Raw genomic sequence first — 21,758 nt, 5'->3', positions numbered from 1 at the left:
GGCTGCTGGGTGGCGACCCGGCCGAGGTGTCCACCGCGACCCGCGGTGCGCGGGCCGGGCTGGAGATGCTCACCGGCGGGCTGTTCACCGACGACCACTGGCTGCGCACCTTCACCGAACTCGACCGGGGTGGGCGGCGGTGAGGGCGCTGCTGGTCACCCACGGCACGCGCGGCGACGTCCAGCCGGTGCTCGCGCTGGCCGTGGCGCTGCGCCGCGCGGGCCACGGCGTCCTGATGGCCGCACCGCACTCCGCCGCCGCGATGGCGGCCGAGCACGGGGTGGAGTTCGCCGGCTTGGACGAAGGCCCCAACCGACTGCTGGACGACCCCCTGCTCCGGCAGGCCGTGGACGGCGGCTACCGCGGCTTGCGGGGCAAGGTCACCGCCGTGCGCACGGCGCGCCGCATCAAGCCGCTGATGGCGGAGGTGCTGCGCGACCTGGGCCGTATCGCGCGCGACTCGGCCGCCGACGTGGTCGTGCACACCCCGGCCCTGCCCGCGCAGCACGTCGCCGAACTGCTGGGCGTCCCGGCGGTGCTCGCCGCGCTGCAACCGGGCTGGGTGCCCACCGCGGCGTTCCCGTGCCCGATGCTGCCGCTGCCCCGGCTGCCGAAAAGCCTCAACCGCGCCACCTACCTGCTGGTGGGCGCGACGCTGCGCGCCTACGCGGGCATCGCCGACCGGTGGCGGGTCGACCAGCTCGGCCTGCCGCGCCGCCGCGGCGCCCACGACCCGCTGCGCGACGAGCACGGCCGCGACCGGCTGGTGCTGCAGGCGTTCAGCCCGCTGATCACCCCCGTCGCCCCGGACTGGGCGGCCGCCGTGCGCACCACCGGCTTCTGGTTCCTGCCCGAGGCGTCGTGGACGCCGCCGCCGGACTTGGAGCGGTTCCTGTCCGCCGGACCGCCGCCGGTGTACCTGGGCTTCGGCAGCATGGCAGGCCGCGACACCGCGCGCACCGGCCGGATCGTCGCCGAGGCGGTCCGCGCGGCCGGTGTCCGCGCCGTGCTGGCCACCGGTCGGGGAGGTCTCGCACCACCGTCCACGCCGGGTGTTCACATCATCGACCAGGTTCCGCACCAGTGGCTGTTCCCCCGCGTGAGCGCGGTGGTGCACCACGGAGGAGCGGGGACCACCGCGGCCGCGTTGGCCGCAGGCGTGCCGCAGGTGGTGTGCCCGTTCGTCGCCGACCAGCCTCACTGGGCGCAGCGCACGCACGCCGTCGGTGTCGCACCACCACCGGTCCGCCAACAACGACTCACCGCCACCGCGCTCGCCGAAGCCGTCACCGCCGCCGTGCACGACACGGCGATGCGCCGACGCGCACGGGAACTCGGCGCCCACATCCGCGCCGAGGACGGCGTCACCCAGGCGGCAGCCGCACTCGAACACCTCGTCCGCTAGCAACCCGTCCCCAAAGAGGAAGCACCATGGACGTCACCGACCGGATCGCCAAGACCTTTCACATGGACGACGAGGCGTGGCGGCGCCACGCCAACCCCTGGAGCGTCTGGACCCGATTCGCCGCCGTCCCGGCCCTGCTGGTGGCCATCTGGAGCCGCACCTGGATCGGCTGGTGGAGCCTGCTGCCGATCGGTGTCGTGGTGGCGTGGCTGTTCGTCAACCCGCGGGCGTTCCCGCCGGTCGAGCACCCCGAGAGCTGGGCTTCGCGCGGCATCTACGGCGAACGGGTCTGGCTGCGCGACCGCGACCGCGTCCCGCCCGACCACCGCGCCGTCCTGCGTCTTCTGGTGCTCCTGGGCCTCGTCGCGTTCGGGCTGATCGTGTGGGGCCTGGTCGCCCTGCGGGTGTGGCCCACGGTGTTCGGCGCCACCGTGCTGATCCTGGCACAACTGTGGCGCATCGACCGCTTCACCCGCCTGTGGGAGAACGCCCGACCCGGTGCGGCGGGTGGCGCGGGCGCAGCGACGCGCTGATCGACAACACGAGTGCCACGAACCGCTTTCAGGTGTCAAGCCGCGGTGGCTCCGAGAGAGGGGCACCGGAAGTCGGCGCGGTCGATCGGCTTCACGCTGGCCGGGACTTCGAGTAGATCCCACGACCGGGGGTCGCGGTCAAGCCGAAGGCGACGACGTTGACCGCGACGGCCAGCGTGCCCGCGGCGAACAGGCGCGGATCGTTCACTCCTTCGTGCAGGCTGTGGGTCAGGTAGAACACACCACTGACGCCGATGGGGCCGAACCAGCCGGTGAACGCCGCGTCGCGCCACGTCAGACCCAGCGGCCGGGCCAGCACGAGGACGAAGGGCAGGCGGCGGATCAGCAGGACCGCAACGGCGAAGAGGACGGCGGCGGGTCCGAAGTCGACCCATTCCCGCCATGGCAGGACCGCGCCGAGGACGAGGAACAGCGGCAGCACCGCGTAGCGGTTCACCGCCTCGTCGATGGCGTCCTGGGGGCCTCGTTCACGCCGGCCGACCACGCGGTTGTAAGCGAGCCCGGCCACGAAGACCGCCAGCACGCCGTCGGTGCGCGCCAAGCGAGCGACGCCGAGCACCGCGATGGCCAGCAGCAACGTGAACACCAGTTCCGGGCCTCGCGCCAGGCTCTGCTGCCGGACGGCGGCCCGCACCGCCCGACCGGCGGGCACGCCGAGCAGCAGCCCGACGAGCACGCCGCCGAGCACCTCCCAGCCCAGCCGTGCCGCCGCCTCGGCGAACCCGGTGGCGGGCAGCACGGACACCAGGGCGAGACCGACCAGGGGCAGTGCCAATCCGTCGTTCGCACCGCTCTCCGCGGTCAGCAGTCGGCGGAGGCGAGACGGCAGGTCCCGTTCGGCGGGCTCGCCGGTGACCACCGAGGCCGCCAGGACGGGATCGGTCGGCGACAGACAGGCCCCGAGGAGCAGGGCGAGCGCGAGCGGCAGGCCGAGCACGAGGGCCGCGGCACCCGCCGCGACCGCTGCCAGCGGCATGACGAGGAGCAGGAGCAGCACCAGGGGACGTGCCAGGGCAGTCAGCGTGGTCGCCGGGAACCGCAGCGCGGCCGCCATCACCGAACCCGCCAGCAGCAGGCGCGCGCCCTCCAGCAGCAGCGGGTCCCGCAGCTCCCGCTCGATCTCCAGCAACCCCAGCAGTTGCGGACCCAGGACGACGCCCAGCAGCAGGACGACCAGCGGCTCGCTGAGCGGCAACCGATGGATGGAGCGGCTGACCAGCGCCAGCGCCGCGCCCGCGATGCCGGTCACGGCGAGCACCAGGTACAAGCGGTCCACTTCGACCACACCACCTTCCCGAGGAGCGGCGAAGTGGCACCACACCCGCAGCCGCACGGTCGTGAGAATGAGAACACGCCCGGCAGACCGACGCAGTCCGCGCCGTATTCGCCTTCGCGGCGTGCGCGGAAAGGGAGCGACCGAGTGGCGGGCGGTTCCCGCCCCCGCCGTCCGGTCCGGAGCGTCCGGACGGCGGGAGTAAGCCCCGACTGGCGGCGAGCGTCGCGAACACCATCGCTGAGCACCCGGCGAGCAGCACGTCGTGCAACGCGGTGCCGTAGCGCTTCTCGACACCGGTCACCGCCAGCAGTTGACCGCAGGCGAGCACGACCACGGTCGAATTCCCGGACGAACACCGACCACAGCGCCCGACCCGCCGCCAGGACGTCGGCCAACCGCTGCCACCGCCGGTCCCGCCGTTTCGCGTTGTCCCATCCCGGAGGCGTACCCATGCCCATGCCGTGCGGGCGTGTTCGTGGCCTCCGGCGAACGTCGTGGACATCAACGCCTTCGTCGAGGCCGCAAGCAGGCAGCGGGTAGCACATCGGTGGTGCGCAGTGCTGCCGGGAGGGGAACGATGTTGGCACGTCAGCGGAAATCCGGACCTCAGCGGTGGTCGCGCGCGTTCATGGCCGCCTGCGTGGCGCAAACAGCCGTGTTGGCGGGCTGTGGCGGCGGAGGTGACGACCGCGGAACAGGTCTGCCGACCGCGCTACTTCGACGGCGAGGCCCATCTCGGCGGGCGGGTGATCGTCGTGGGCAAGGCGGTGGAGGACCTGCCCGGTGACGCCGTGGTGCTCACCGCGGCCGGTTACGGCGATGATTCGCTGCTGGTCCTCGTACCGAGGGGAAAGGACGTCAGGGACGCCGCGGGTGAGACCACGGTTGCGGGGACGATCGGACGGTTCTCCCACGCCGAGCACGCCAACGAGTTCGGCCTGTCCGAGCGGTCGGTGTAAGAGGCTTGCCCCAGCGAGGAATTCCTGCTCGCCGAACGGGTCGTGGCCGCGCCGAGCGGCGTTCGCTGACGTCGCTGTGCCGCCGAATCCGGAACCGGTCCGGTGGCACAGCGATCGTGCGGGTGCCGTGGCAGTACTGGAGCTGAACAGGATTCACGGACACTGACGTGGTGGAGCGCCGTCCCGCGCCGGCCGGAGTCGGCCGTGATCCGCTCGCGGGCGGGGGCGCCGTCAGCCGTCGGTCCGCAACCGGTCGAGTCGGTGGTGCGCGAGGTGGTGCAGCATCTCGGCGAGGGCTTCGCGGGCGACCTGGCCTTCGAGGTCGCGGCGTGCGGCGAGCACCGTGCCGGTGACCACCTCCTGCGGCAGGACACCGCGGAATTCCGCGGTCAGCCTGCCGAGCGCTTCCCGGCAGTACTGGTCGGGTTGGCTGTGTTGAGTGATCAAAGGACCCTCCGGCTCTGTGGTTCCCTCCTCCAAGGATGCCGCCACCGCGGTGCGTTCGACCTGACGACTGACTGACAATGACGCGGGGGTGGTGCGGCCGATCGGCCTCTTTCGGGGTGACCTCGCTCCGGTGAGCGAGGTGTGCGGCCCAGGGGAGCTCGAGAAGCGGCGCGCTCCGGTCCGCTGAACCTTGCGGTTGCCTGACGACGACGCCCGTCGGGGTCCGCTGTCCGCACACCGGGTAGCCGGGGAGCATGGACAGGATCGGCACTCTGGGAATCGCCGCTGCGTCGGTGGCCGCGGTGCTGGCCTCGTGCGGTGAGCCGCAGCAGGAGTTGAAGAGCGGCACCATGGGCACCAACGCCCAAGTGGGTGACGTGGTGTTGCGCAACGTCTTCGTGCGGGCACCCGAGGACCACTCCTACCAGCCCGGTGACGACGCGGTGGTGCAACTGGCTATGTTCAGCCGCTCCGACCGGCCCGACGCGCTGCTGGGAGTGCGGACCTCGGACGCGGACGAAGTGCAACTGCGCTCCGACCGGGACTGCGACGGCACCAGCGAGACCGTGCCCCGCATCCCCGTGCCCGCCGAGGGGACCGTCGGGGAGCCGGGCAGCGTGGACTTGACCTACCACCTGCGCGTCGTGAACTTCTCCGACGAGGTCCTCGCGGGCACGACCGTCCCGCTGACCTTCATCTTCGAGAACGCCGGGGAGACCACGGTGGAGGCGATGGTGGAGGCGGGCGGCGACGGCGACGTGCCGCCCCCCACCCGCTGTCCCACGACCACCGGGAGTTGAGACGTGGCGCTCAACCGCATGGCAGCCGCCGTGGCGCTCGTCGTGGCCACCGCCGCGTGCACCACCGGACCGGGCGGCACCGGACCGGGCGGCACGACGTCCTCGTCGACCTCGGCGCCCGCGGCCGCGGCGGCCGAACCGTCCTACGCCGACCTGGTGGAACGGGTCGCGCCGCACGTGGTGACCATCCGCACCGATGGCGGCCTGGGCAGCGGTGTGGTGTTCCGCTCCGACGTGGTGGTGACGAACCAGCACGTCGTCGGGGGGCGGAAGGGCGTCATGGTCGAGTACGCGGACGGGGAGAGGTCGTCGGGAGAGGTGCTGGCCACCGACGAGATCACCGACCTGGCGGTCGTGCGCACCGAGCGCAAGGACCTCCCGGTGCCCGAGTACCGGGAGGACTTGCCCCGTCCGGGTGATGTGGTGCTGGCCATCGGCAGCCCGCTGGGGTTCGAGAACACCGTGACCGCCGGGATCGTCTCGGGACTGCACCGGGAGATCCCTGGGACGACGGAGCGGACGCAGGCGCTGGTGGACCTCATCCAGACCGACGCCCCGATATCACCGGGCAACTCCGGCGGCGCGCTGCTGGACACCGCGGGCCGGGTGGTGGGGATCAACGAGGCGTACATCCCGCCCGCCGCGGGTGCCGTGTCGCTGGGGTTCGCCATCCCGTCGTCGACCGCGGTCGACGTGGCCGGACAACTGCTGGACGACGGCACCGCCACCCACCCCTACCTGGGGGTGTCGCTGGGCAGGCTGACCGAGGGCATCCGCGAGCGGTTGGGCGTGGAGGCCGATCAGGGCGCGCTGGTGCTGCGACTGGACGAGAACGGCCCGGCCGCGGGCGCCGGGGTGCGCCCCGGAGACGTGATCGTCGGACTGGCCGGGCAGGACGTGCGCGGCGTCGAGGACGTGCTGGGCGCGCTGCGGGGCACCGAACCGGGGCAGCGGATCGGCCTGGTGGTCGTGCGGGACGGGCAACGGCAGGAACTGGAGGTGGAGGTCGCGGCGCGCGGGCGCTGACAGCGGGAAGTGGACCGACTCGTGGGCGAGAGCGCGAAATGTCCCGAGCACCGACGAGACGGTGGCGGTGACGAGCGCGGCCCTCGCGCTCGTCACCGCGATGACCGGATGCGGCACGGATACGGCAGCGACGACAATCCCATCGCTGATGGCGGCGCGAGCACCGTGGCCATGGACGTCACCGATGGATCGATCGTGCTGAACGCGGACGCCTACGGTGACGACGATCTGCTGGTGTTGTTCCAAGAAGGCGAGGAGGTGCCCTCACCCACCACCTGCGCAGCGTCTCCGGCCTCACCCACCACCTCGCCGCCGCGACCGGGAGCCGAGGTCGTCGTCGAGGGCACGGTCCGACCGAACCGGGTCACTACCTGCCAACAGGGGACGCCGTTCGCCGTTGCCCAGGCGCGGACCGCTCCTACCACGCGCTGAAGACGGCCCGATCCCGCTGCCGACCGCAGCAGCGAAGCCGGGGCGAAGCACTCGTTCGCGTCGTCACGCTGGTGGGTGTTCCGCGCGTCACCACGCTGTGTCGATCGCTGTCGCCGTTGTCGAGGACCGCGCTACAGAGCGCTGGAGCGCGGCAGGAGGCCGGCTCACCGCCCGTGACAGTCGATGCCCCGCTCGGGGACCGTCGCGGTGAGGCGGTGCCTGTGCTCGTCGACAACCTTTCGGTTGTGTGACGGAGCGCGTCCGCTGGCACTCCTTCCCCCCGTCATGGGTACCCGGTGCACGACCAGGAAGCGCATCCCGTCCTCGCGGTGGCGCTGAAGAGGTAGGCGTTCCCTGAACGCCGGGTCGTCGACCACCGCGGTCGTGTCGTGCCGCCGATGCCGGACGCCCGTCCGGCACGGTTCGACTGAGCCGCCGGCCAGAGGCCAAGGGCGGTCTCGGCGTCGAACCGGGCTGTCACGCCCTCGCCACCGCCTGCGGGCGGTACCTGCTGAGCAGAGGTGATCCACAAGCCCGCCCGCAGGGCACCCGTTCGCGGTGCGAGAGTCCGCGCCATGCCGGAAAGCGGCCAGGGGATGCCACGAGAGCACCGGACAGGAGTGGGCGATGTTGTTCCGATCGATGACCAGTGCCGCCGGGATGGCGGCGGGGGTGTGCGCCGCGGGGCTGGCGCTGTGGGGCTGCGGTGCGGAGGTGACCGGCCAGGTCGCCACGCCGCCCGCGGGCTCGCCCTCGGCCACCTCCGACCAGCGCGCCGTCGGCGCACCGCAGGACGACCGGTGTCGCACCGCCGACCTGGACGTCGGCTTGGGCTCGGAGGCGAACCACGACATGCGGGGAACGCACTTGCCGTTGCAGTTCACCAACACCGGTTCCGAGGCGTGCACCTTGCACGGCGCGCCAGGGGTCTCCTACGTGACCGGTGAGGGCGGCGAGCAGATCGGGTTGCCCGCGACGCGGGAGACCGACGGGCCGGTGGTGACGCTGGCACCGGGGCAGACCGCGTCGGCAGGCTTGTTCGAGTCCAGCGCGCCGTTGAAGACGCCGGACTGCCGCCGGGTGGACGTGGGCGGTCTTCGGGTATACCCGCCGGGCAGCACTGATCCGGTGTTCGTCGCCGAGGACGCGGTGGCGTGCGAGCCGCCGATGAACGGACCGTTCCTGGGGGTGGGACCGGTCGAACCAGGGCCGGACAACACCGGCCTGTGACCGCAGCCGGGCTGGGGGGTGCTGGCTGGGAGAAGTTCATTCCCGAATCGAAGATCGAAGGAGGAAGGTTGACCTGACTACGACGACCATGTCGATGCTGGAGACCTATCCCGCCGAGATCACCCTGGACCGGGCGGAACTGGCGGGGCCATCGACGCGCTGATCGCGTGCGCCGAGGCGTGCCGGGCGTGCGAGACCGCCTGCCGCGACCTGCTCGCCGTCATCAGCTGAGCAGCGAGTGCCACCGGGGGAAAGATTTTTCCGGTACGTGCTCGTGATGGAGACTCAGCACCTCCTCTGTGCCGCAGTGCCCCCGATGCGCGTGGGAGGACCCCAGCGGCCAGTGAGCTCGGACTTACGACAGTGCGAGCCAGTAGCCAGATCGGGCCGGTCGAGGCGAGCAATTGGGTATCGAGGTCGCCTGCTGTCCTCTTCGGACAGTCGCTGTCGGAGGTTGAACGAGTGGCACCGGTATCGCCGGTGTTCTCTGCGGGAAAGCGGTGCCCACCACTCCGAGCTGGAGATGCCGTAGGCATCGGACCCTTGCGACAGTTCACCCGACGAATGCGATCAGGTGGGCGAGGATTCCTGCCGTACTGCGTGCATGGCGGGGATAGCGCCGGGTAGCCCGGAGGTATGCGTGCACTCACCGTCGTCCCCGGCACCGCGGGGTCGTTGCAGTTGACCGAACTGCCCGATCCCGAACCGGGGGCGGGGGAGTTGCTGGTGGAGGGCCTGGCGGTCGGCGTGTGCGGGACGGACAGGGAGATCGTGCGCGCCGAGTACGGGTGGGCTCCGCCGGGACGGGAGCGGTTGGTGCTGGGGCATGAATCGCTCGGTCGGGTGAGGACCGCGCCGGAGGGCAGCGGGTTCTCGGTCGGGGACCTGGTGGTGGGAGTGGTGCGGCGGCCCGACCCGGTGCCGTGCGGGGCGTGTGCCCGGGGCGAGTTCGACAACTGCCGCAACGGCCGCTACACCGAACGCGGCATCAAGGGGATCGACGGCTACGGGGCGCAGCTGTGGTGCGTCGAGACCGACTACGCCGTTCGCCTCGACCAGGCGTTGGCCGACGTCGGGGTGCTGGTGGAGCCGACCACGGTGGTGGCCAAGGCGTGGGAGCAGGTGTGGCGGGTGGGGGAGCGCGCCTGGTACGAGCCGAAGCGGGCGCTGATCACCGGCGCCGGGCCGATCGGCCTGCTCGCGGCGATGATCGGCGTGCGGCAGGGCTTGGACGTCCACGTTCTCGACCTCGTGACCGAAGGGCCGAAACCGGCGCTGGTCGAGCGCCTGGGAGCCACTTACCACCACCGGGGCATCGACGAGGTGGCGGGGAAGCTGGAGCCGGACGTCGTCATCGAGGCGACCGGGGTGGGCAGCCTGGTGTTCTCCGCGATGCGCAACACCGCCCCCTTCGGCGTGGTGTGCCTGACCGGCGTCTCCTCCGGCGGACGGCGGATCGAGGTGGACGCCGGGGGTGTGAACCGGGAGATGGTGCTGGAGAACGACGTGGTGGTCGGCTCGGTCAACGCCAACCTGCGCCACTACCGGCAGGCCGCCGAGGAGCTGGCCGCGGCCGATCGCGACTGGCTGACCCGCCTGATCACCCGGCGCGTGCCGCTGGAGTCGTTCGCCGACGCCTTCGACGCCCGGCCCGACGACGTGAAGGTCGTCGTCGAACTGGAAGGAGGCCGCTGACCGATGCCCTCGCCGATCGAGGACTACGCACTGCTGGGCGACCTGCACACCGCCGCGCTGGTCGGTCGGGACGGCAGTGTCGACTGGCTGTGCCTGCCGAGGTTCGACTCGCCCGCCTGCTTCGCGGCGCTGCTCGACGACGTGGACGCCGGGCGCTGGCTGCTCGCCCCCGCTGGTGGTGGTCACGCCACCCGGCGCCGCTACCGCGGTGACACGCTGGTGCTGGAGTCGGAGTGGGACACCCCGCACGGCACGGTGCGCGTGGTCGACTGCATGCCGCCGCGCGGCGAGGCCGCCGACGTGGTGCGCGTGGTGGAGGGCGTGTCGGGCAGCGTGCCGATGCGGATGGACCTGCGGCTGCGGTTCGACTACGGCAGCGCCGTGCCGTGGGTGCGCCACCACGACGGTGCGCTCGGTGCGATCGCCGGACCGGACGCGGTGTGGCTGGAGGCGGGCGTGCCCGTGCACGGCCACGACCTGACCACCACCGCGGAGTTCGAGGTGCGCGCCGGGCAGCGGGTGCCGTTCGTGCTCACCCACACCGCCTCCCACCTGCCCCGACCGCACGCCGTGGACGCCGAACGGGCGCTGCTGGAGACCGAGGACTTCTGGACGCGGTGGATGAGCGGTTGCACCTACACCGGCCCGTGGGGGGAAGCGGTGCGGCGTGCCCTGGTCACGCTCAAGGCGCTGACCTACGCCCCCACCGGCGGCATCGTCGCCGCGGCCACCACGTCGCTGCCCGAGCAGTGGGGCGGCCCGCGCAACTGGGACTACCGCTACTGCTGGCTGCGCGACGCCACGTTCACCCTCCAGGCGCTGCTGGGCACCGGCTTCGTGGCCGAGGCCCGAGCCTGGCGCGAGTGGCTGGTGCGGGCGGTGGCGGGCGACCCGGCGAAGCTGCAGATCATGTACGGCCTGGACGGCAGCAGGAGGTTGCCGGAGCAGGAACTGCCGTGGCTGTCCGGCTACGAGGGCGCGACGCCGGTCAGGGTGGGCAACGCCGCGGCCGACCAGTTCCAACTCGACGTCTGGGGTGAGGTGCTCGACGGCCTGCACCTGGCGAGGGAGGTAGGGCTGCCCACCACCGACACGGCGTGGGACCTGCAGCGGGCGCTGCTGGACCACCTGGAGGGCCACTGGGCCGACCCGGACAACGGCCTGTGGGAGGTGAGGGGGCCGCGACAGCACTTCGTGCACTCGAAGGTCATGGCGTGGGCCGGGTTCGACCGGGCCGTGCACACGGTCGAGAACCACGGCTTGGACGGGCCTGCCGACCGATGGCGCGAGGTGCGCGACCGCATCCACGCCGAGGTGTGCGAGAAGGGCTTCGACGCCGAGCGGGGCACGTTCACCCAGTTCTACGGTTCACAAGGACTGGACGCCGCTCTGCTGCTGATCCCCAGGGTCGGATTCCTGCCCTGGGACGATCCGCGCGTGCGCGGCACGGTGGACGCGGTGCGCCGCGAACTGTGCCAGGACGGTTTCGTGTTGCGGTACCGCACCGATGCCGATGGCGGCGTGGACGGTCTGCCGGGCACCGAGGGCGCGTTCCTGGCCTGCACGTTCTGGCTCGCCGACGCCCTGCACGGCACCGGCCGCGTCCACGAGGCCCGCGAACTGTTCGAGAAGCTGCTCGACCTGCGCAACGACGTCGGCCTGCTCAGCGAGGAGTACGACACCGCCACCGGCCGCCACATGGGCAACACGCCCCAGGCGTTCAGCATGGAGGGACTGGTCAACACCGCCCGCCAACTCGGCGGTGCCTCCGCCAGGACCTCGGCGGGGAAGGCTGAGCAGGCACTGTGACCCCGCTGGCTGCTGTTCCACCGGGATGGGGTCTGCCGAACGAGCGGTTCTGTCGCTGATTGAGTGATCAACTTGTTGGGCTGGCCGGCGCTGCGTGCTGTCCGTTGTCGCGCACCGCGTTGGAGCGCATCGGATTGGCGTTGGCGAGCCGGAGCGGAGCACACCTGGCCGCCGCTCTCGGGTTGCCGACGAGTCGAAGCACGCTGCTGCGGTTGGTGCACGGTCTGCCTGATCCACCGGTGGCAGCGGTGCGGGTGCTCGCGGTCGACGGCTTCGCCCTGCGGCGTGGTCGCCGTTACGCGACCGCGTTGATCGACGCGGTCACCCACCGCCGCGTCGTTGTGCCGCCCGACGGCAAGGCCGCGACCCCGGCCGCGTGGTTGGGCGGAGATCCCGGCGTGGGCATGGTCTGTCGGAACACCCTCTGCCACCTGCGCCGAGGCCATCCGCCAGGGCGCTCCGGGCGCGGTCCGGATCGGTGACCGCCTGCGCATCCGGGACGACCCCGTCCCGGCGGTGGAGAAGACCGCGACCGCCCACAGCACGTGCCGGTATGCCGGACCGGCACGGCGCACCAGGACCGCGCGAGGAGCGGACCCCGCAGCGGCACGCCGCGGTCCACCACCTGCTCGGCCAAGGCGTCGGGCTGCTGGAACACCCGCAACGACTCGGCATATCGCTCAACACGGTCAAGCGCTACGCCCGCGTCGAAGGACGCACCGAACCCGAGCGCGTCCTACCCTCCCTGCGGGGCCTGCCGATGACGGTGCTCGCCCAGCGGATCCGCGAGTTCGCCGTGCTCCTCATCCACCGTCGACGCCGTGGCCTTCACCTCGAGTCGTTGATCAAGCAATCAGCGACGGAACCGCTCGTTTGACAGATCCCGCCGGACCAGTCGTTCGCGGAGTGCGCAAGAAGCCGTTCGCCCTGACCCGCTGAGTCCGTTCGCCCAGATCTCGGCGATGCGGTGACGTCGGAGGGCATCACGGCGGCCCGACCGCGTGGTGGTTGACATCGCCAAAGCGGCGGGGGTGTATGCAGTCGCCGTCAACCGCATACACCCCCGCGTGATGATGCTTCCGGGACTATCCGTTCACCGATCGGTGTGCGTCGTCGGCGACCGGAGTCAGCGACTGTTCGACCGGGAGCGCTGGACAAGAAGCAGAACGACCCCCACAAGGGCACAGCCCAGCAAGGCGAACACCGCCGCGCGCATGTCCTGCACAACAGCCGTACCAACGACCAGCACGAGTGCGGCCAGGATGAAGATCGCGACTTTACTCGGCATCGTCACTCCTGTCGTCAACCCCACTACCGGCCGTCACCAACGTCATGGCCCACAACATGCGCGTTCTCATGCCACGTTGATGACCACCTTGCCCGAGGTGTGACCGCTCTCGACGGTGGCGAGGGCGGCCGGGGCGTCGGAGAGCGGGTGGATCGCGGTGATCACGGGTGCGAGGACTCCGTCGAGGGCCAGCCGGGCGGACCGCTCCAGGTTCTCGCGGTCGAGGCGGCGCTCGACGACACGCCCACCGAGATCGGGCACGGACATGTCGCCCACGGAGATGACGTTGCGGGGATCTCGGGCCAGCGGAGCGACCGTCCGCAGCGAGGTGCCTCCGACCAGGTCGACGATCCCGTCGAAGCCGTCCGGAACCAGTTCACGTGCCGCGGCGACGACGTCCTCGGCGGTGTAGTCGACGAACCGCACCCCGATGGCTTCGGCGTGCTCGCGCTTGGCAGCACTCCCGGTGCCGATCACCCGCAGCTCGCGACTGATGGCCAGCCGGGCGACGGCGAGTCCGACCCCGCCGCCGACCCCGTTGACCAGGATCGCGGCACCGGCCGGAAGGCCGAGCTGGTCGAGCGCGTCCACCGCGGTCGTCCCGGCCACCGGCAGCGTTGCCGCCACGGTCGCGGACAGACCCGCCGGGATGCGCGCGGTGTTCGGCGCGGACAGCACCGTCGTCTCGGCGTAGGTGCCGCCACCGGTGAGCGCGAAGCCGAAGACCGCGTCACCCACCTCGAGCCCGTCGACGTCCTCGCCCAGGGCGAGAACGGTTCCCGCCGCCTCCATGCCCAGCACGCGGGGAAACGCACGCCCGCCGTCGAGCCCCTGGACCAGACCCGAGCGCAGGAGGTGATCGAGGGGGTTCACGCCGGCGACCTCCACCCGGATCAGCACCTCGCCGCGACCGGGGACGAGATCGGGACGATCGAAGAACTCCTGCACCTCGGGCCCGCCATGCCTGCGGAAACCCCACGCCTGACCCATCTTCTGCCGCCTCCCGGCTGACCGACCCGGTGGTTCCGGGCTCTGCGGCCATCGTCACCCTTCACGTCAATGTCAGGGGCAAGAGGCTGAGGCGCGGGTCACAGCCTCAGGCCGACCGGGTCACCGGTTCCAAGGTCGTGGACAGCTCCGCCCGGTGCCTGCTGTTGGCCTTGATCAGCACGTCGAGCGCATCCCGGGTCTCGACCAGGTGAGCGATGTCGGCGTCGATGCGGTCGCGCTCGCGTGTCATCGCTGTGAACGTCTCCTCGGCGACGTCCAGGTCATCGGGGACGTCCACGCACGGCAGCACAGTCGCGATCACCCGGCTGGACATACCCGCGTCGAACAGCTGTCGGATGAGCGACACGCGCTGGACCGCGGCATCGGAATAGTGACGCTGTCCCGCCTCGGAGCGTGAACTGGTCAGCAGACCCTGCTCCTCGTAGTACCGCAGTGCGCGCGGACTCACGCCCGTGCGCTTGGACAGCTCGCCGATTCGCATTCGCCGAGCCTATGTCCGCTCGAGGAGTTCGGTGAACACCTCGCTGGGTTTCTCCAGTCGTGGGTCTCGCGGGGTCGGCCGTCGGCCTCGGCGGGGCGTTGGTCGAGGTAGCGGGGTTCGCGGATGCGCGGCACGGGTGCCGGACGCGGTCCGCGACGACCGGCTGCACCTGCTGATCAGGAGTCCAGGTCCAGCCACTCGCCGACGGCGAGCACGCGAGCGCGTTCTCCCGCCTGCTCGCGGAACTCCTTCGCGGGGTCGGCGACCTCGACGTAGCCGCTGATCTTGAACGGCTGCTCGACCTCGTAGTGGATCGGCACGGCGTGCCGGGCGCCGAGGATGTTCGCGGCGACGGCGGCCTGCCGCGGGTTCATGGCGGCGGTCAGGGGACTCGGTGGCTGCAGGTGGGGTGCGTCGACGATCGCGCCGTTGGCGGGCAGGAAGACCGCGTCGAACGGGCTGAAGCGGCGTGCGATGAGCCACCACCAGCCGTGGAACATGGTGTCGCCGCCGTGGAAGACGCGCTGCCCGTCCGCTTCCACCACCCAGCTCACCTGTGGATCTCCCAGGCCGTCCAGGGACGGCACGGCGGTGACCTTGAACGGTCCGAACTCGCGGGAGGACCAGGTGTCCACGACCTCGGTCGGCAACCGGTGTTCGACGATCTCGTGTTCGCTCAGCGACGTTCCCGCGTTGTCCACCTCATCGCCGTAGCCGGGTGCGGGCCGGAGCAGGGGGACACCGGCAGGCAGGACGTCCACCAGCGCTGCCGGATCGATGTGGTCGCGGTGCAGGTGGGTGACCAGCGCTGCGTCGACCTTCCCGCTCGGAGCCGCCAGGCCGATGCCCGGCAGCCAGCCGTTGAACAGCGGGGTCATGTCCCGCACGTAGTCGATCACCAGTCTCTTGCCCGCGGCCTCCACCTCGAGGCCTGCCCAGCCCAGTCGTCGTGTTCGCATGTCGCGCTCCTTCGTGAAGTGGTGTTCGAATCCGGCAACGCGCTCGCCGTGCGGTTGAGCGAACGCTCCAGCCGCGAGGGTCGGCGGCTTGCGGTGATGTCAGCGCACTTGACGAACCTTTCTCGAACTGACGGCAACCGAAGGGAGCATGAGGAACGCGGCGCAGGCCACCAGTGCGAATCCCGCCATGGCCGCGGCCATCGGCAGCCCGGACGTGGTGTCGCCGAGCCCCGCCAGTGAAGCGCCCAGTCCGCCGCCGAGGAACTGGACGAACCCGAAGCCCGCGGTGGCTGTGGCCACCCGGGACTTCTGGTTCTCGAGCGCCAGGGCGATCGCGTTCGGCTGTGCGAACGCGATGCTCGCCACCGCGACGAACTGGGCCGCGAGCAGTGCGGGCAGGCCGAGGCCCCCAAGAACGACCACGAGGAGTGCGGCACCGCCCAAGGCCCCGCTCGCCAGGCTCGCGCCGAGCAGTGTCCGCACCGCGCAACGGCGAGCGAGGAGGCCGCTGGCGTAGACCGCCACTGCCATGCCGATCGCGTTCATGGAGAAGACCACGCCGTACTGCTGGGCAGACATGCCGTGCGTGTTCTGCAGGACGAACGGCGAGCCCGTGAGGTAGGCGAACAGCGCACCGAACACGAAGCCGTTGACGAGGGTGTACCTGACCAGCAACGGGTCGCGGAGCAGGTCGAGGTACCGGGTGCGGGAGCGGCGGCCACGCAGGCCGGGCGGAAGTGTCTCGGGCATGGCGGCCACGGACCACGCGAGCACCGATGCCGACAGCACGGCGAGCCCCGCGAAAACCGCTCGCCAGCCCGCGAGCCCCAGCAGCAGTGCGCCGGTCAGCGGCGTCAGCACGCGGACGATTCCGACCTGCAGCATGACCGAGGAGAACGTGTGCGCCGCGGCAGCGCCCGTCTCACGATCCCCGATGCAGGCGAGCGCGATCACGGTGTTGAACGCACCGGCCACACCGTGCAGTGCGCGGAACGCCACCAGGCTGGTCGCGTTCATCGCGACGGCGCACAGCACGCTTGCCAGCACGTACAACCCGAGCCCGACGAACAAGGGCCTGCGCCTGCCCAGCGCGTCGCTCAGCGGCCCGGCGACGAGCTGTCCCACCGTCAACCCGATCAGGCACGCGGTCATGGTGAGTTGCGCCGTCGACGTGCTCACCGAGAGGTCGTCGGCGATCTCCGGCAGTCCGGGCAGGTAGGCGTCGGTCGACAGGGGACCGAGGGAGGACAGTGCTCCGAGGAGCAGGACCGCCGACCGCGCGCCTTTCGGGGTCACGAGGCCCGGCTGGCGCGCACGACGTCCTCCAGGGACCTCGGCGCGCGCCCGGTGAGGTCCTGGACCGCTGTGCTGACGGTGGAGAGGTAGCCGGCGCGCGCGGAGGCGCCGAACGAGGTCACGAGCTCGGCCGCGGGCAGCGGAAGCCCTGCCCGCTGGAGGTGGGCGATCATCTCGCCGTCCTCGACCTGCACGACCTCGACCGCACCGTCGCCGACTTCGGCGGCGAGGGCCGCGAGGTCGTGCGCCGTCACCGCTCGCGGCCCGGTGATGTCGTACGCCTGGTTCTCGTGTCCACCCCCGGCCAGGATGGCGGCAGCTGCTGCTGCGCAGTCTTCCCGTGCGACGTACGCGGTCGCTCCGCTGCCGGAGTTCGTCACGAGTCGCCCGGCCGCCGCTGCTCCCGCGACCGTCGCGGCCTGCGTGTGGGCGTACAAGTTGTTGCGCAGCATGGTCCACTGCGCTCCGCTCTCCCTCAGCGTCTGCTCCGTGCCCGCGTGGTCGGGGACCACCACGGCGGGGTTGGCGGGCACCGGCTCGGGCAGCGAGGTGTAGACGATGTGGCCGACTCCGGCGGCGACCGCGGCCGCGATGGCAGCGCGCTGCGGCTCGAGGCGCGCGCCGATGGCGTCCAGGGAAATCAGCAACAGCCGCTCGACGCCGTCGAACACCGAGGACAACGTCTCGGGCTCGGTGAAGTCCGCCCTGCGCACCCGCGCGCCCCGCGCCGCGAAGTCCGCGAGCGAGTCGGGTGAGCGCGTCGTGAGCACGACCTCGCGCGGGTCGACCTGCTCCAGGAGGAACTCCGCCGCTGCGCGTCCCAGCGGGCCGGATGCGCCGGTGATGGCGATGGTCATCGACAGCTCCATTTGTAGTCGTCGTGGTTACAGTTGAACTGTAGTCACGATGGTTGCGATAACGCAAGCCGGGTGCCCCGCTGGGCTGCTGTCGCCTGGTGTGCGGCGGGAAACGTAGCCATAACGATGGCGGTAGGTCACCATGGAGGGATGGCTCGATCGACAAACACCCGGTTCGCCGTCGCCGTGCACGTCCTCACGCTGCTCGCGGGTGTGAACGACGGCCGCGTGGTCAGCTCCGAGGAACTGGCCGACAGCGCGGGGGTCAATCCCGTGCACGTCCGCCGAGTGCTCGGCCCTCTTCGTGAGGCCGGCCTGGTGCGCTCGCATGCCGGAGCGCGCGGTGGGTGGGAGCTCGCCTGTCGTCCCGAGGGGATCTCACTCGGCACGGTCTGGCGGCTGCTGCAAGGTGATGACCACGTGCTCGGACTGCACGGACCCAATCCCTCCTGCGTCACGGGGGAGGGCGTCCAACGGGCGCTCACCGTGCTCGACGCCGCGATAGCCGACGCCTTGGTGGCCCAGCTCGAGAGGTTCAGCGTCCGCGACGTGCTCGACGGCAAGATCACTGCGCAGTTCGCGCAGGCGGCGCGATGAGCGGTTCGGGAGGAGTCGGAAACGGGCGGCAGGCGGAGTTCGCCCGCCCGCGAACCCGGCGCTTCGAACACGTTCCACGGCGCCCGCGAGACGCAACGTGGTGACCTCGTCGCAGGGTCGGCCGACGACCCGGACGACTTCCGCGCGCGATGAGTGCCCGCGCCGGCTCCACAGAGGACAGTCGGTGGGACCCGGACAGTCCAGGGCTGCCTGGCTCGGACCGGGCCGCCCTCGCGCCACCACGATCGGAGCAGTCGCCATCACCGGCTGAACCTCTGCAAGTGCCGTGGGAATCTCCGGATGTCCCGGCAGGCAGGCGCATTGCTCCCGAATCGGCGCTAGGACCTCATCACCGAGGTGCGTGACGCTCAGGCCAGGGGAGACCCGGCGACCGGATCGAGCAGCAGTTCCTCGACGTCGACGATGTCGCCGATGTCGAAGCCCCACATGTCCTCCGACAGTTCGGGGCTCGCCAGGTAAGCGGCGGTGAATTCGGCGGGGTCGATGCCCTCCTGGAACGAGAGCAGGGCGATCAAGCGGTGCGCGCCTGCCTGGTGCTCGGTCCAGAAGCCGTGCACGGTGACGCCGAACGAGGGCATGCTGGTGATATGGCGCGGCCAGTGCACGGTGGCGTACTGCCGGAGCGCTTCTGCCGTGCGCAGGGTGTAGATCCTGATCTGGTACATGACCGAATTCCGTTCGGGATGTGGGCCGGGCGAGGACGATCAGACCCTGGGCAGGAGGGCCACGCCCTGCGGCACTGTCCGCGGAACGATGGCACTGTTCCGGTCCGGCTGCAGGGCGTGGGCGTCAGTTGGGATTCGTGGGCGTCGGCGGCCGCGGTGGGCGCACGGTTGATCGGTGCGCTAAGCACGCGGGTGAAGCGTGTGCTGACCCGCAGAAGGGGTGGCTGTCACACAGTGCTACGCCCCTGTGGCGGTCGTCTTGGCGGCCTCGATCGCCGACTTGAAGTCGGGGGTGGCTCCGATTTGAGCGAGCAGCACGTTCGCCGCGTTGTAGCAGTTGAACCTTTCGATTTTCCCCGCCCGGAGGTACCACAGATCCGCTGCGGGCACGTCGATGCGGTTGCCGGTCGGGGGGATGTTGCCGATCGGCGTCGGGAACTCGCCGAGATGCGTTCCCTGAATTCGCAGTTCGACGGCGACGACGTCACCGAGCACACGCACTTCGAGCAGTTCGCGGTGGACGTCAGGAAAAACGCTGGCGAAGCCCGCCAACGCCTGAGGGATCTCGTCCCCGCGGAAGGTCTGCGAGTTCGGCACGTCGTTGAAAGTTCCATCCTCGGTGAACAAGGCGCGAAAGCCCTGCCCGTCGAGGACGTTCCCCTCCGACAGTCGGTATGCCTCGCGGACAATCTCTTCGTTGCTCTTCACTTCTGCTCTTCCTTGGGGCTCGGTGTCGTTGAGGCAGATAAGTTGCCGTCGCCCGGCGGGCGTCGGGTGGCGACGCTGCCCTCTGGTCGGCGATGCCTCCGACGTGGCCTTGCCGAGGCGCTCCCGACCAGGCTAGCAGCTTTTTGACTGACTGGTCAATAAGTTGTGCTCCGTCGGGTCGGATCGGATCGGGTCGAGGAGGGTTGAGGGTGGCCCGACATGCGGCATGCGCGCGGACTTCGAGCGGGACGTTGTCGCGGAGATCGCGTCACAGGCGCCATCGGTCGCCGACCTGGATCGCGTCGGGGCGGGGCCTGACGAGCGGCTTCGGCGTGGGTGGTCGAACCGTCCCGGCGCAGCCCACTCCTCGCCGCTCGAACCACCGCGCCCCGCCGGTTCGACAACCGGTGTCCATGATCGCCGCGCACGAGCACCACCGGGGCGGTGCCCTTCCCGCCCGAGTCGCAGCCGGGGCGGGAAGGGCGCTGGAGCGGAAACCTCAACACGCTCAGCGCGGGCTGAACGGCAGGCCGAGCTCCTTCCACAACCCGTCGAGGATGGCGGCCAGCGACCGCACCTCGTCAGGGGTGTGCGTGGCGTCCGGCGCGATCCGGAGGATCTCGTGCCCGGCCGGGATGCTCGGCCCGGCGATCGCCTGGATGTAGATGCCGTGCCGGTCGAGCAGCAAGGCGGCCAGCTCGCGGCAGGCCGAGTCGCTGCCCACCAGGACCGACACGATGTGCGTGTGGTCGGAGAGGAACGGGATGCCCGCAGCCCGCAGTTGCTGGTGCAGCACCCGTGCGTTCTCCTTGAGGCGGTCCCGTTCCACCTCGGAGGTGCGCAGGTGCCGGACGGCGGCCAGGGCACCGGCCGCCACCGCGGGCGGCAGGGCCGTGGTGAAGATGAACGGCCGGGCGAACGCGCTGACCGCCTCGACCACCGCGGTGGGACCGGCGATGTAACCGCCGGTCGTGCCGAAACCCTTGGCGAGCGTGCCCATCACGACCGTGAACCGGTCGGCGAGGCCGTCGCGGGCGGCGATCCCGGCACCCTGCGGCCCGTACATCCCGACGGCGTGGACCTCGTCCAGGAACGTCATCGCGCGGTAGCGCTCGGCCAGGCGGGCGATCTCGGCGAGCGGCGCGATATCACCGGTCATCGAGTACACCGACTCGATGACGATGAGCTTCGGGCGGTCCGGGTCGGCGTTGGCCAGCAGTTGCTCGAGGTGGCCGGTGTCGTTGTGCCGGAAGACGTGCTTCTGCGCTCCGCTGTGCCGCAGACCGTCGATGATGGACGCGTGGTTGAGCTCGTCGGAGAAGACCAGGCAGTCCGCCGCCTGCCCGGCCAGCACGGTCAACGAGCCGTCGTTCGCCATGTAGCCCGAGCTGAACAGGAGCGCGCTCTCCTTGCCGTGGAGCTCCGCGAGTTCGCGTTCGAGCAGCATGTGGTAGCGGTTGGTGCCCGCGATGTAGCGGGACCCGCCCGCACCCGCGCCGAACTCGTCGACGGCTTGCTTCGTCGCGGCCAGCACGGCCGGGTGTTGCCCCATGCCGAGGTAGTCGTTGCTGCACCAGACGTCGATCTCGGCGGTGGTGCCGTCCCGCCAGGCCGTCGCCACCGGGAACCGGCCCGCTCGACGTCCGAGCTCCAGGAACTTCTGCGCCGAGGCGGCGACGAAGTCGGGCTCCCGCACTCGCCGCGCAAAGACGTCAAGCAATTCTGTCACGGTCGAAGTCTCCTCATTCCTGTTGTCCGCGCCAGCGTGTCTCGGCAAAGAGTCCTCGACGGACGTCCGGTGATCGGTCATTGTCCGCCAACGGACGCGAGGTGCTGCGCGTTCGGTGTATCGGGTGGCCAGCGCTCGCCATCGCTCCAACCGGTTGGAGCAACCTTGCCGCGGCGTTCCGGTGCCGGTGGACGTCCTCGTCGATGCCGGGTGGTCGTCCGCCGCCTTCCGCCACCAGCGGCAGGACCACGACAACCACAGAGGACTCGGTAGTACTGCCGACTCAGGTCAAGCCGTCGGAGATCATCGCAGTCCTGCCGGTGCGGTTCGGAGGCACCGCCGACCGAGGTGCGCGCCTGGCCCTGTCCGGCAGGCGTGCGCTGCCGGAGCCGTGCCCGAACCACGGGCGGACGCCAACAGCGCCAAGCCGCCTGCGAGTGCCGCGAGCTCGCCGGTCACACCGATCGTCACGAAACGTCCTTTGCGCGAGTGAGCTGGTCAACGGCACGTTAG

23 protein-coding genes are annotated in these 21,758 nt (G+C 70.9%); 12 read left to right on the top strand and 11 right to left on the bottom strand.

The genetic code is table 11. The annotated features are described in order from the left end of the window. The first annotated feature begins 139 nt into the window (after positions 1-139). The gene (locus IEZ00_RS27050) at positions 140-1,405 is read left to right on the top strand and encodes a glycosyltransferase (protein WP_189226160.1); all 1,266 of its coding nucleotides are present in this window, start codon (positions 140-142) and stop codon (positions 1,403-1,405) included. Positions 1,406-1,431: 26 nt separating this feature from the next. Then, complete coding sequence (locus tag IEZ00_RS27045; RefSeq protein WP_189226159.1) at positions 1,432-1,938, top strand: DUF6653 family protein; 507 nt, start codon at positions 1,432-1,434, stop codon at positions 1,936-1,938. 91 nt (positions 1,939-2,029) lie between these two features. On the opposite strand, the gene IEZ00_RS27040 is transcribed toward IEZ00_RS27045, so the two are convergent. Next, on the bottom strand, positions 2,030-3,292 hold the full coding sequence (locus IEZ00_RS27040) for a cation:proton antiporter domain-containing protein (RefSeq protein WP_209616445.1): 1,263 nt from the start codon (positions 3,290-3,292) through the stop codon (positions 2,030-2,032). A gap of 623 nt (positions 3,293-3,915) precedes the next feature. On the opposite strand from IEZ00_RS27040, the gene IEZ00_RS27035 reads away from it, so the two are divergent. Then, complete coding sequence (locus IEZ00_RS27035) at positions 3,916-4,194, top strand: hypothetical protein (RefSeq protein WP_189226158.1); 279 nt, start codon at positions 3,916-3,918, stop codon at positions 4,192-4,194. A 231-nt stretch (positions 4,195-4,425) separates the two neighbouring features. Here the strand turns inward: IEZ00_RS27035 and IEZ00_RS27030 are convergent, their stop codons facing one another. Next, on the bottom strand, positions 4,426-4,641 hold the full coding sequence (locus IEZ00_RS27030) for a hypothetical protein (RefSeq protein ID WP_189226157.1): 216 nt from the start codon (positions 4,639-4,641) through the stop codon (positions 4,426-4,428). A gap of 254 nt (positions 4,642-4,895) precedes the next feature. On the opposite strand from IEZ00_RS27030, the gene IEZ00_RS27025 reads away from it, so the two are divergent. The 8 genes from IEZ00_RS27025 (at position 4,896) to IEZ00_RS26995 (ending at position 12,510) form a co-directional block, all read left to right on the top strand. Then, complete coding sequence (locus tag IEZ00_RS27025; RefSeq protein ID WP_189226156.1) at positions 4,896-5,441, top strand: copper chaperone PCu(A)C; 546 nt, start codon at positions 4,896-4,898, stop codon at positions 5,439-5,441. A 3-nt stretch (positions 5,442-5,444) separates the two neighbouring features. Beyond that, positions 5,445-6,467 (top strand): S1C family serine protease, encoded by a 1,023-nt coding sequence (locus tag IEZ00_RS27020; RefSeq protein ID WP_229796131.1) that lies wholly within the window; start codon positions 5,445-5,447, stop codon positions 6,465-6,467. 21 nt (positions 6,468-6,488) lie between these two features. Beyond that, complete coding sequence (locus IEZ00_RS27015; RefSeq protein WP_189226155.1) at positions 6,489-6,899, top strand: hypothetical protein; 411 nt, start codon at positions 6,489-6,491, stop codon at positions 6,897-6,899. Between the two features lie 627 nt (positions 6,900-7,526). Further along, positions 7,527-8,129 carry a DUF4232 domain-containing protein gene (locus IEZ00_RS27010; protein WP_189226154.1) on the top strand — a complete coding sequence of 201 codons (603 nt, stop codon included), beginning with the start codon at positions 7,527-7,529 and terminating at the stop codon, positions 8,127-8,129. A gap of 636 nt (positions 8,130-8,765) precedes the next feature. Continuing rightward, complete coding sequence (locus tag IEZ00_RS27005) at positions 8,766-9,824, top strand: glucose 1-dehydrogenase (protein ID WP_189226153.1); 1,059 nt, start codon at positions 8,766-8,768, stop codon at positions 9,822-9,824. A 3-nt stretch (positions 9,825-9,827) separates the two neighbouring features. Continuing rightward, entirely contained in the window at positions 9,828-11,633 is a 1,806-nt protein-coding gene (locus IEZ00_RS27000) for a glycoside hydrolase family 15 protein (RefSeq protein ID WP_189226152.1), read from the top strand. A 239-nt stretch (positions 11,634-11,872) separates the two neighbouring features. Next, entirely contained in the window at positions 11,873-12,115 is a 243-nt protein-coding gene (locus IEZ00_RS37195; protein ID WP_229796130.1) for a hypothetical protein, read from the top strand. A gap of 71 nt (positions 12,116-12,186) precedes the next feature. Continuing rightward, the gene (locus IEZ00_RS26995; protein WP_189226151.1) at positions 12,187-12,510 is read left to right on the top strand and encodes a hypothetical protein; all 324 of its coding nucleotides are present in this window, start codon (positions 12,187-12,189) and stop codon (positions 12,508-12,510) included. A gap of 249 nt (positions 12,511-12,759) precedes the next feature. Here IEZ00_RS26995 and IEZ00_RS26990 read toward each other — a convergent pair whose 3' ends face one another. The 6 genes from IEZ00_RS26990 to IEZ00_RS26965 all read right to left on the bottom strand — a co-directional run bounded on the left by IEZ00_RS26990 (position 12,760) and on the right by IEZ00_RS26965 (position 17,525). Next, entirely contained in the window at positions 12,760-12,921 is a 162-nt protein-coding gene (locus IEZ00_RS26990) for a hypothetical protein (RefSeq protein WP_189226150.1), read from the bottom strand. 66 nt (positions 12,922-12,987) lie between these two features. Further along, entirely contained in the window at positions 12,988-13,911 is a 924-nt protein-coding gene (locus IEZ00_RS26985; protein ID WP_189226149.1) for an NADP-dependent oxidoreductase, read from the bottom strand. Between the two features lie 106 nt (positions 13,912-14,017). After that, positions 14,018-14,413, bottom strand: coding sequence for a MerR family transcriptional regulator (locus IEZ00_RS26980; RefSeq protein ID WP_189226148.1), 396 nt, complete (start codon positions 14,411-14,413; stop codon positions 14,018-14,020). Positions 14,414-14,589: 176 nt separating this feature from the next. Next, positions 14,590-15,372: an MBL fold metallo-hydrolase gene (locus tag IEZ00_RS26975; protein WP_189226147.1), complete on the bottom strand. Its 783-nt coding sequence runs from the start codon at positions 15,370-15,372 to the stop codon at positions 14,590-14,592. Between the two features lie 99 nt (positions 15,373-15,471). Further along, positions 15,472-16,668, bottom strand: a complete 1,197-nt coding sequence (locus tag IEZ00_RS26970) for a multidrug effflux MFS transporter (protein WP_189226146.1) — start codon at positions 16,666-16,668, stop codon at positions 15,472-15,474. Continuing rightward, positions 16,665-17,525, bottom strand: a complete 861-nt coding sequence (locus tag IEZ00_RS26965; protein ID WP_189226145.1) for an NAD(P)H-binding protein — start codon at positions 17,523-17,525, stop codon at positions 16,665-16,667. The genes IEZ00_RS26970 and IEZ00_RS26965 overlap by 4 nt, the downstream gene beginning before the upstream one ends. Positions 17,526-17,675: 150 nt before the next feature. Here IEZ00_RS26965 and IEZ00_RS26960 point away from each other — a divergent pair, with 150 nt between their 5' ends. Further along, on the top strand, positions 17,676-18,122 hold the full coding sequence (locus IEZ00_RS26960) for an Rrf2 family transcriptional regulator (protein ID WP_189226144.1): 447 nt from the start codon (positions 17,676-17,678) through the stop codon (positions 18,120-18,122). Positions 18,123-18,490: 368 nt separating this feature from the next. Here IEZ00_RS26960 and IEZ00_RS26955 read toward each other — a convergent pair whose 3' ends face one another. The 3 genes from IEZ00_RS26955 to hemA all read right to left on the bottom strand — a co-directional run bounded on the left by IEZ00_RS26955 (position 18,491) and on the right by hemA (position 21,245). Continuing rightward, positions 18,491-18,808: an NIPSNAP family protein gene (locus IEZ00_RS26955; protein ID WP_189226143.1), complete on the bottom strand. Its 318-nt coding sequence runs from the start codon at positions 18,806-18,808 to the stop codon at positions 18,491-18,493. A 237-nt stretch (positions 18,809-19,045) separates the two neighbouring features. Next, positions 19,046-19,516 carry an ester cyclase gene (locus IEZ00_RS26950; RefSeq protein WP_189226142.1) on the bottom strand — a complete coding sequence of 157 codons (471 nt, stop codon included), beginning with the start codon at positions 19,514-19,516 and terminating at the stop codon, positions 19,046-19,048. Between the two features lie 508 nt (positions 19,517-20,024). Beyond that, positions 20,025-21,245 carry a 5-aminolevulinate synthase gene (gene hemA / locus IEZ00_RS26945; RefSeq protein WP_229796129.1) on the bottom strand — a complete coding sequence of 407 codons (1,221 nt, stop codon included), beginning with the start codon at positions 21,243-21,245 and terminating at the stop codon, positions 20,025-20,027. Positions 21,246-21,758 lie beyond the last annotated feature (513 nt).

This window comes from Saccharothrix coeruleofusca (genome assembly GCF_014648515.1).
GTDB lineage: Bacteria > Actinomycetota > Actinomycetes > Mycobacteriales > Pseudonocardiaceae > Actinosynnema > Actinosynnema coeruleofuscum.
Note: the sequence above shows the minus strand (reverse complement) of the source record. Positions and strands in the feature narration are given on the sequence as shown.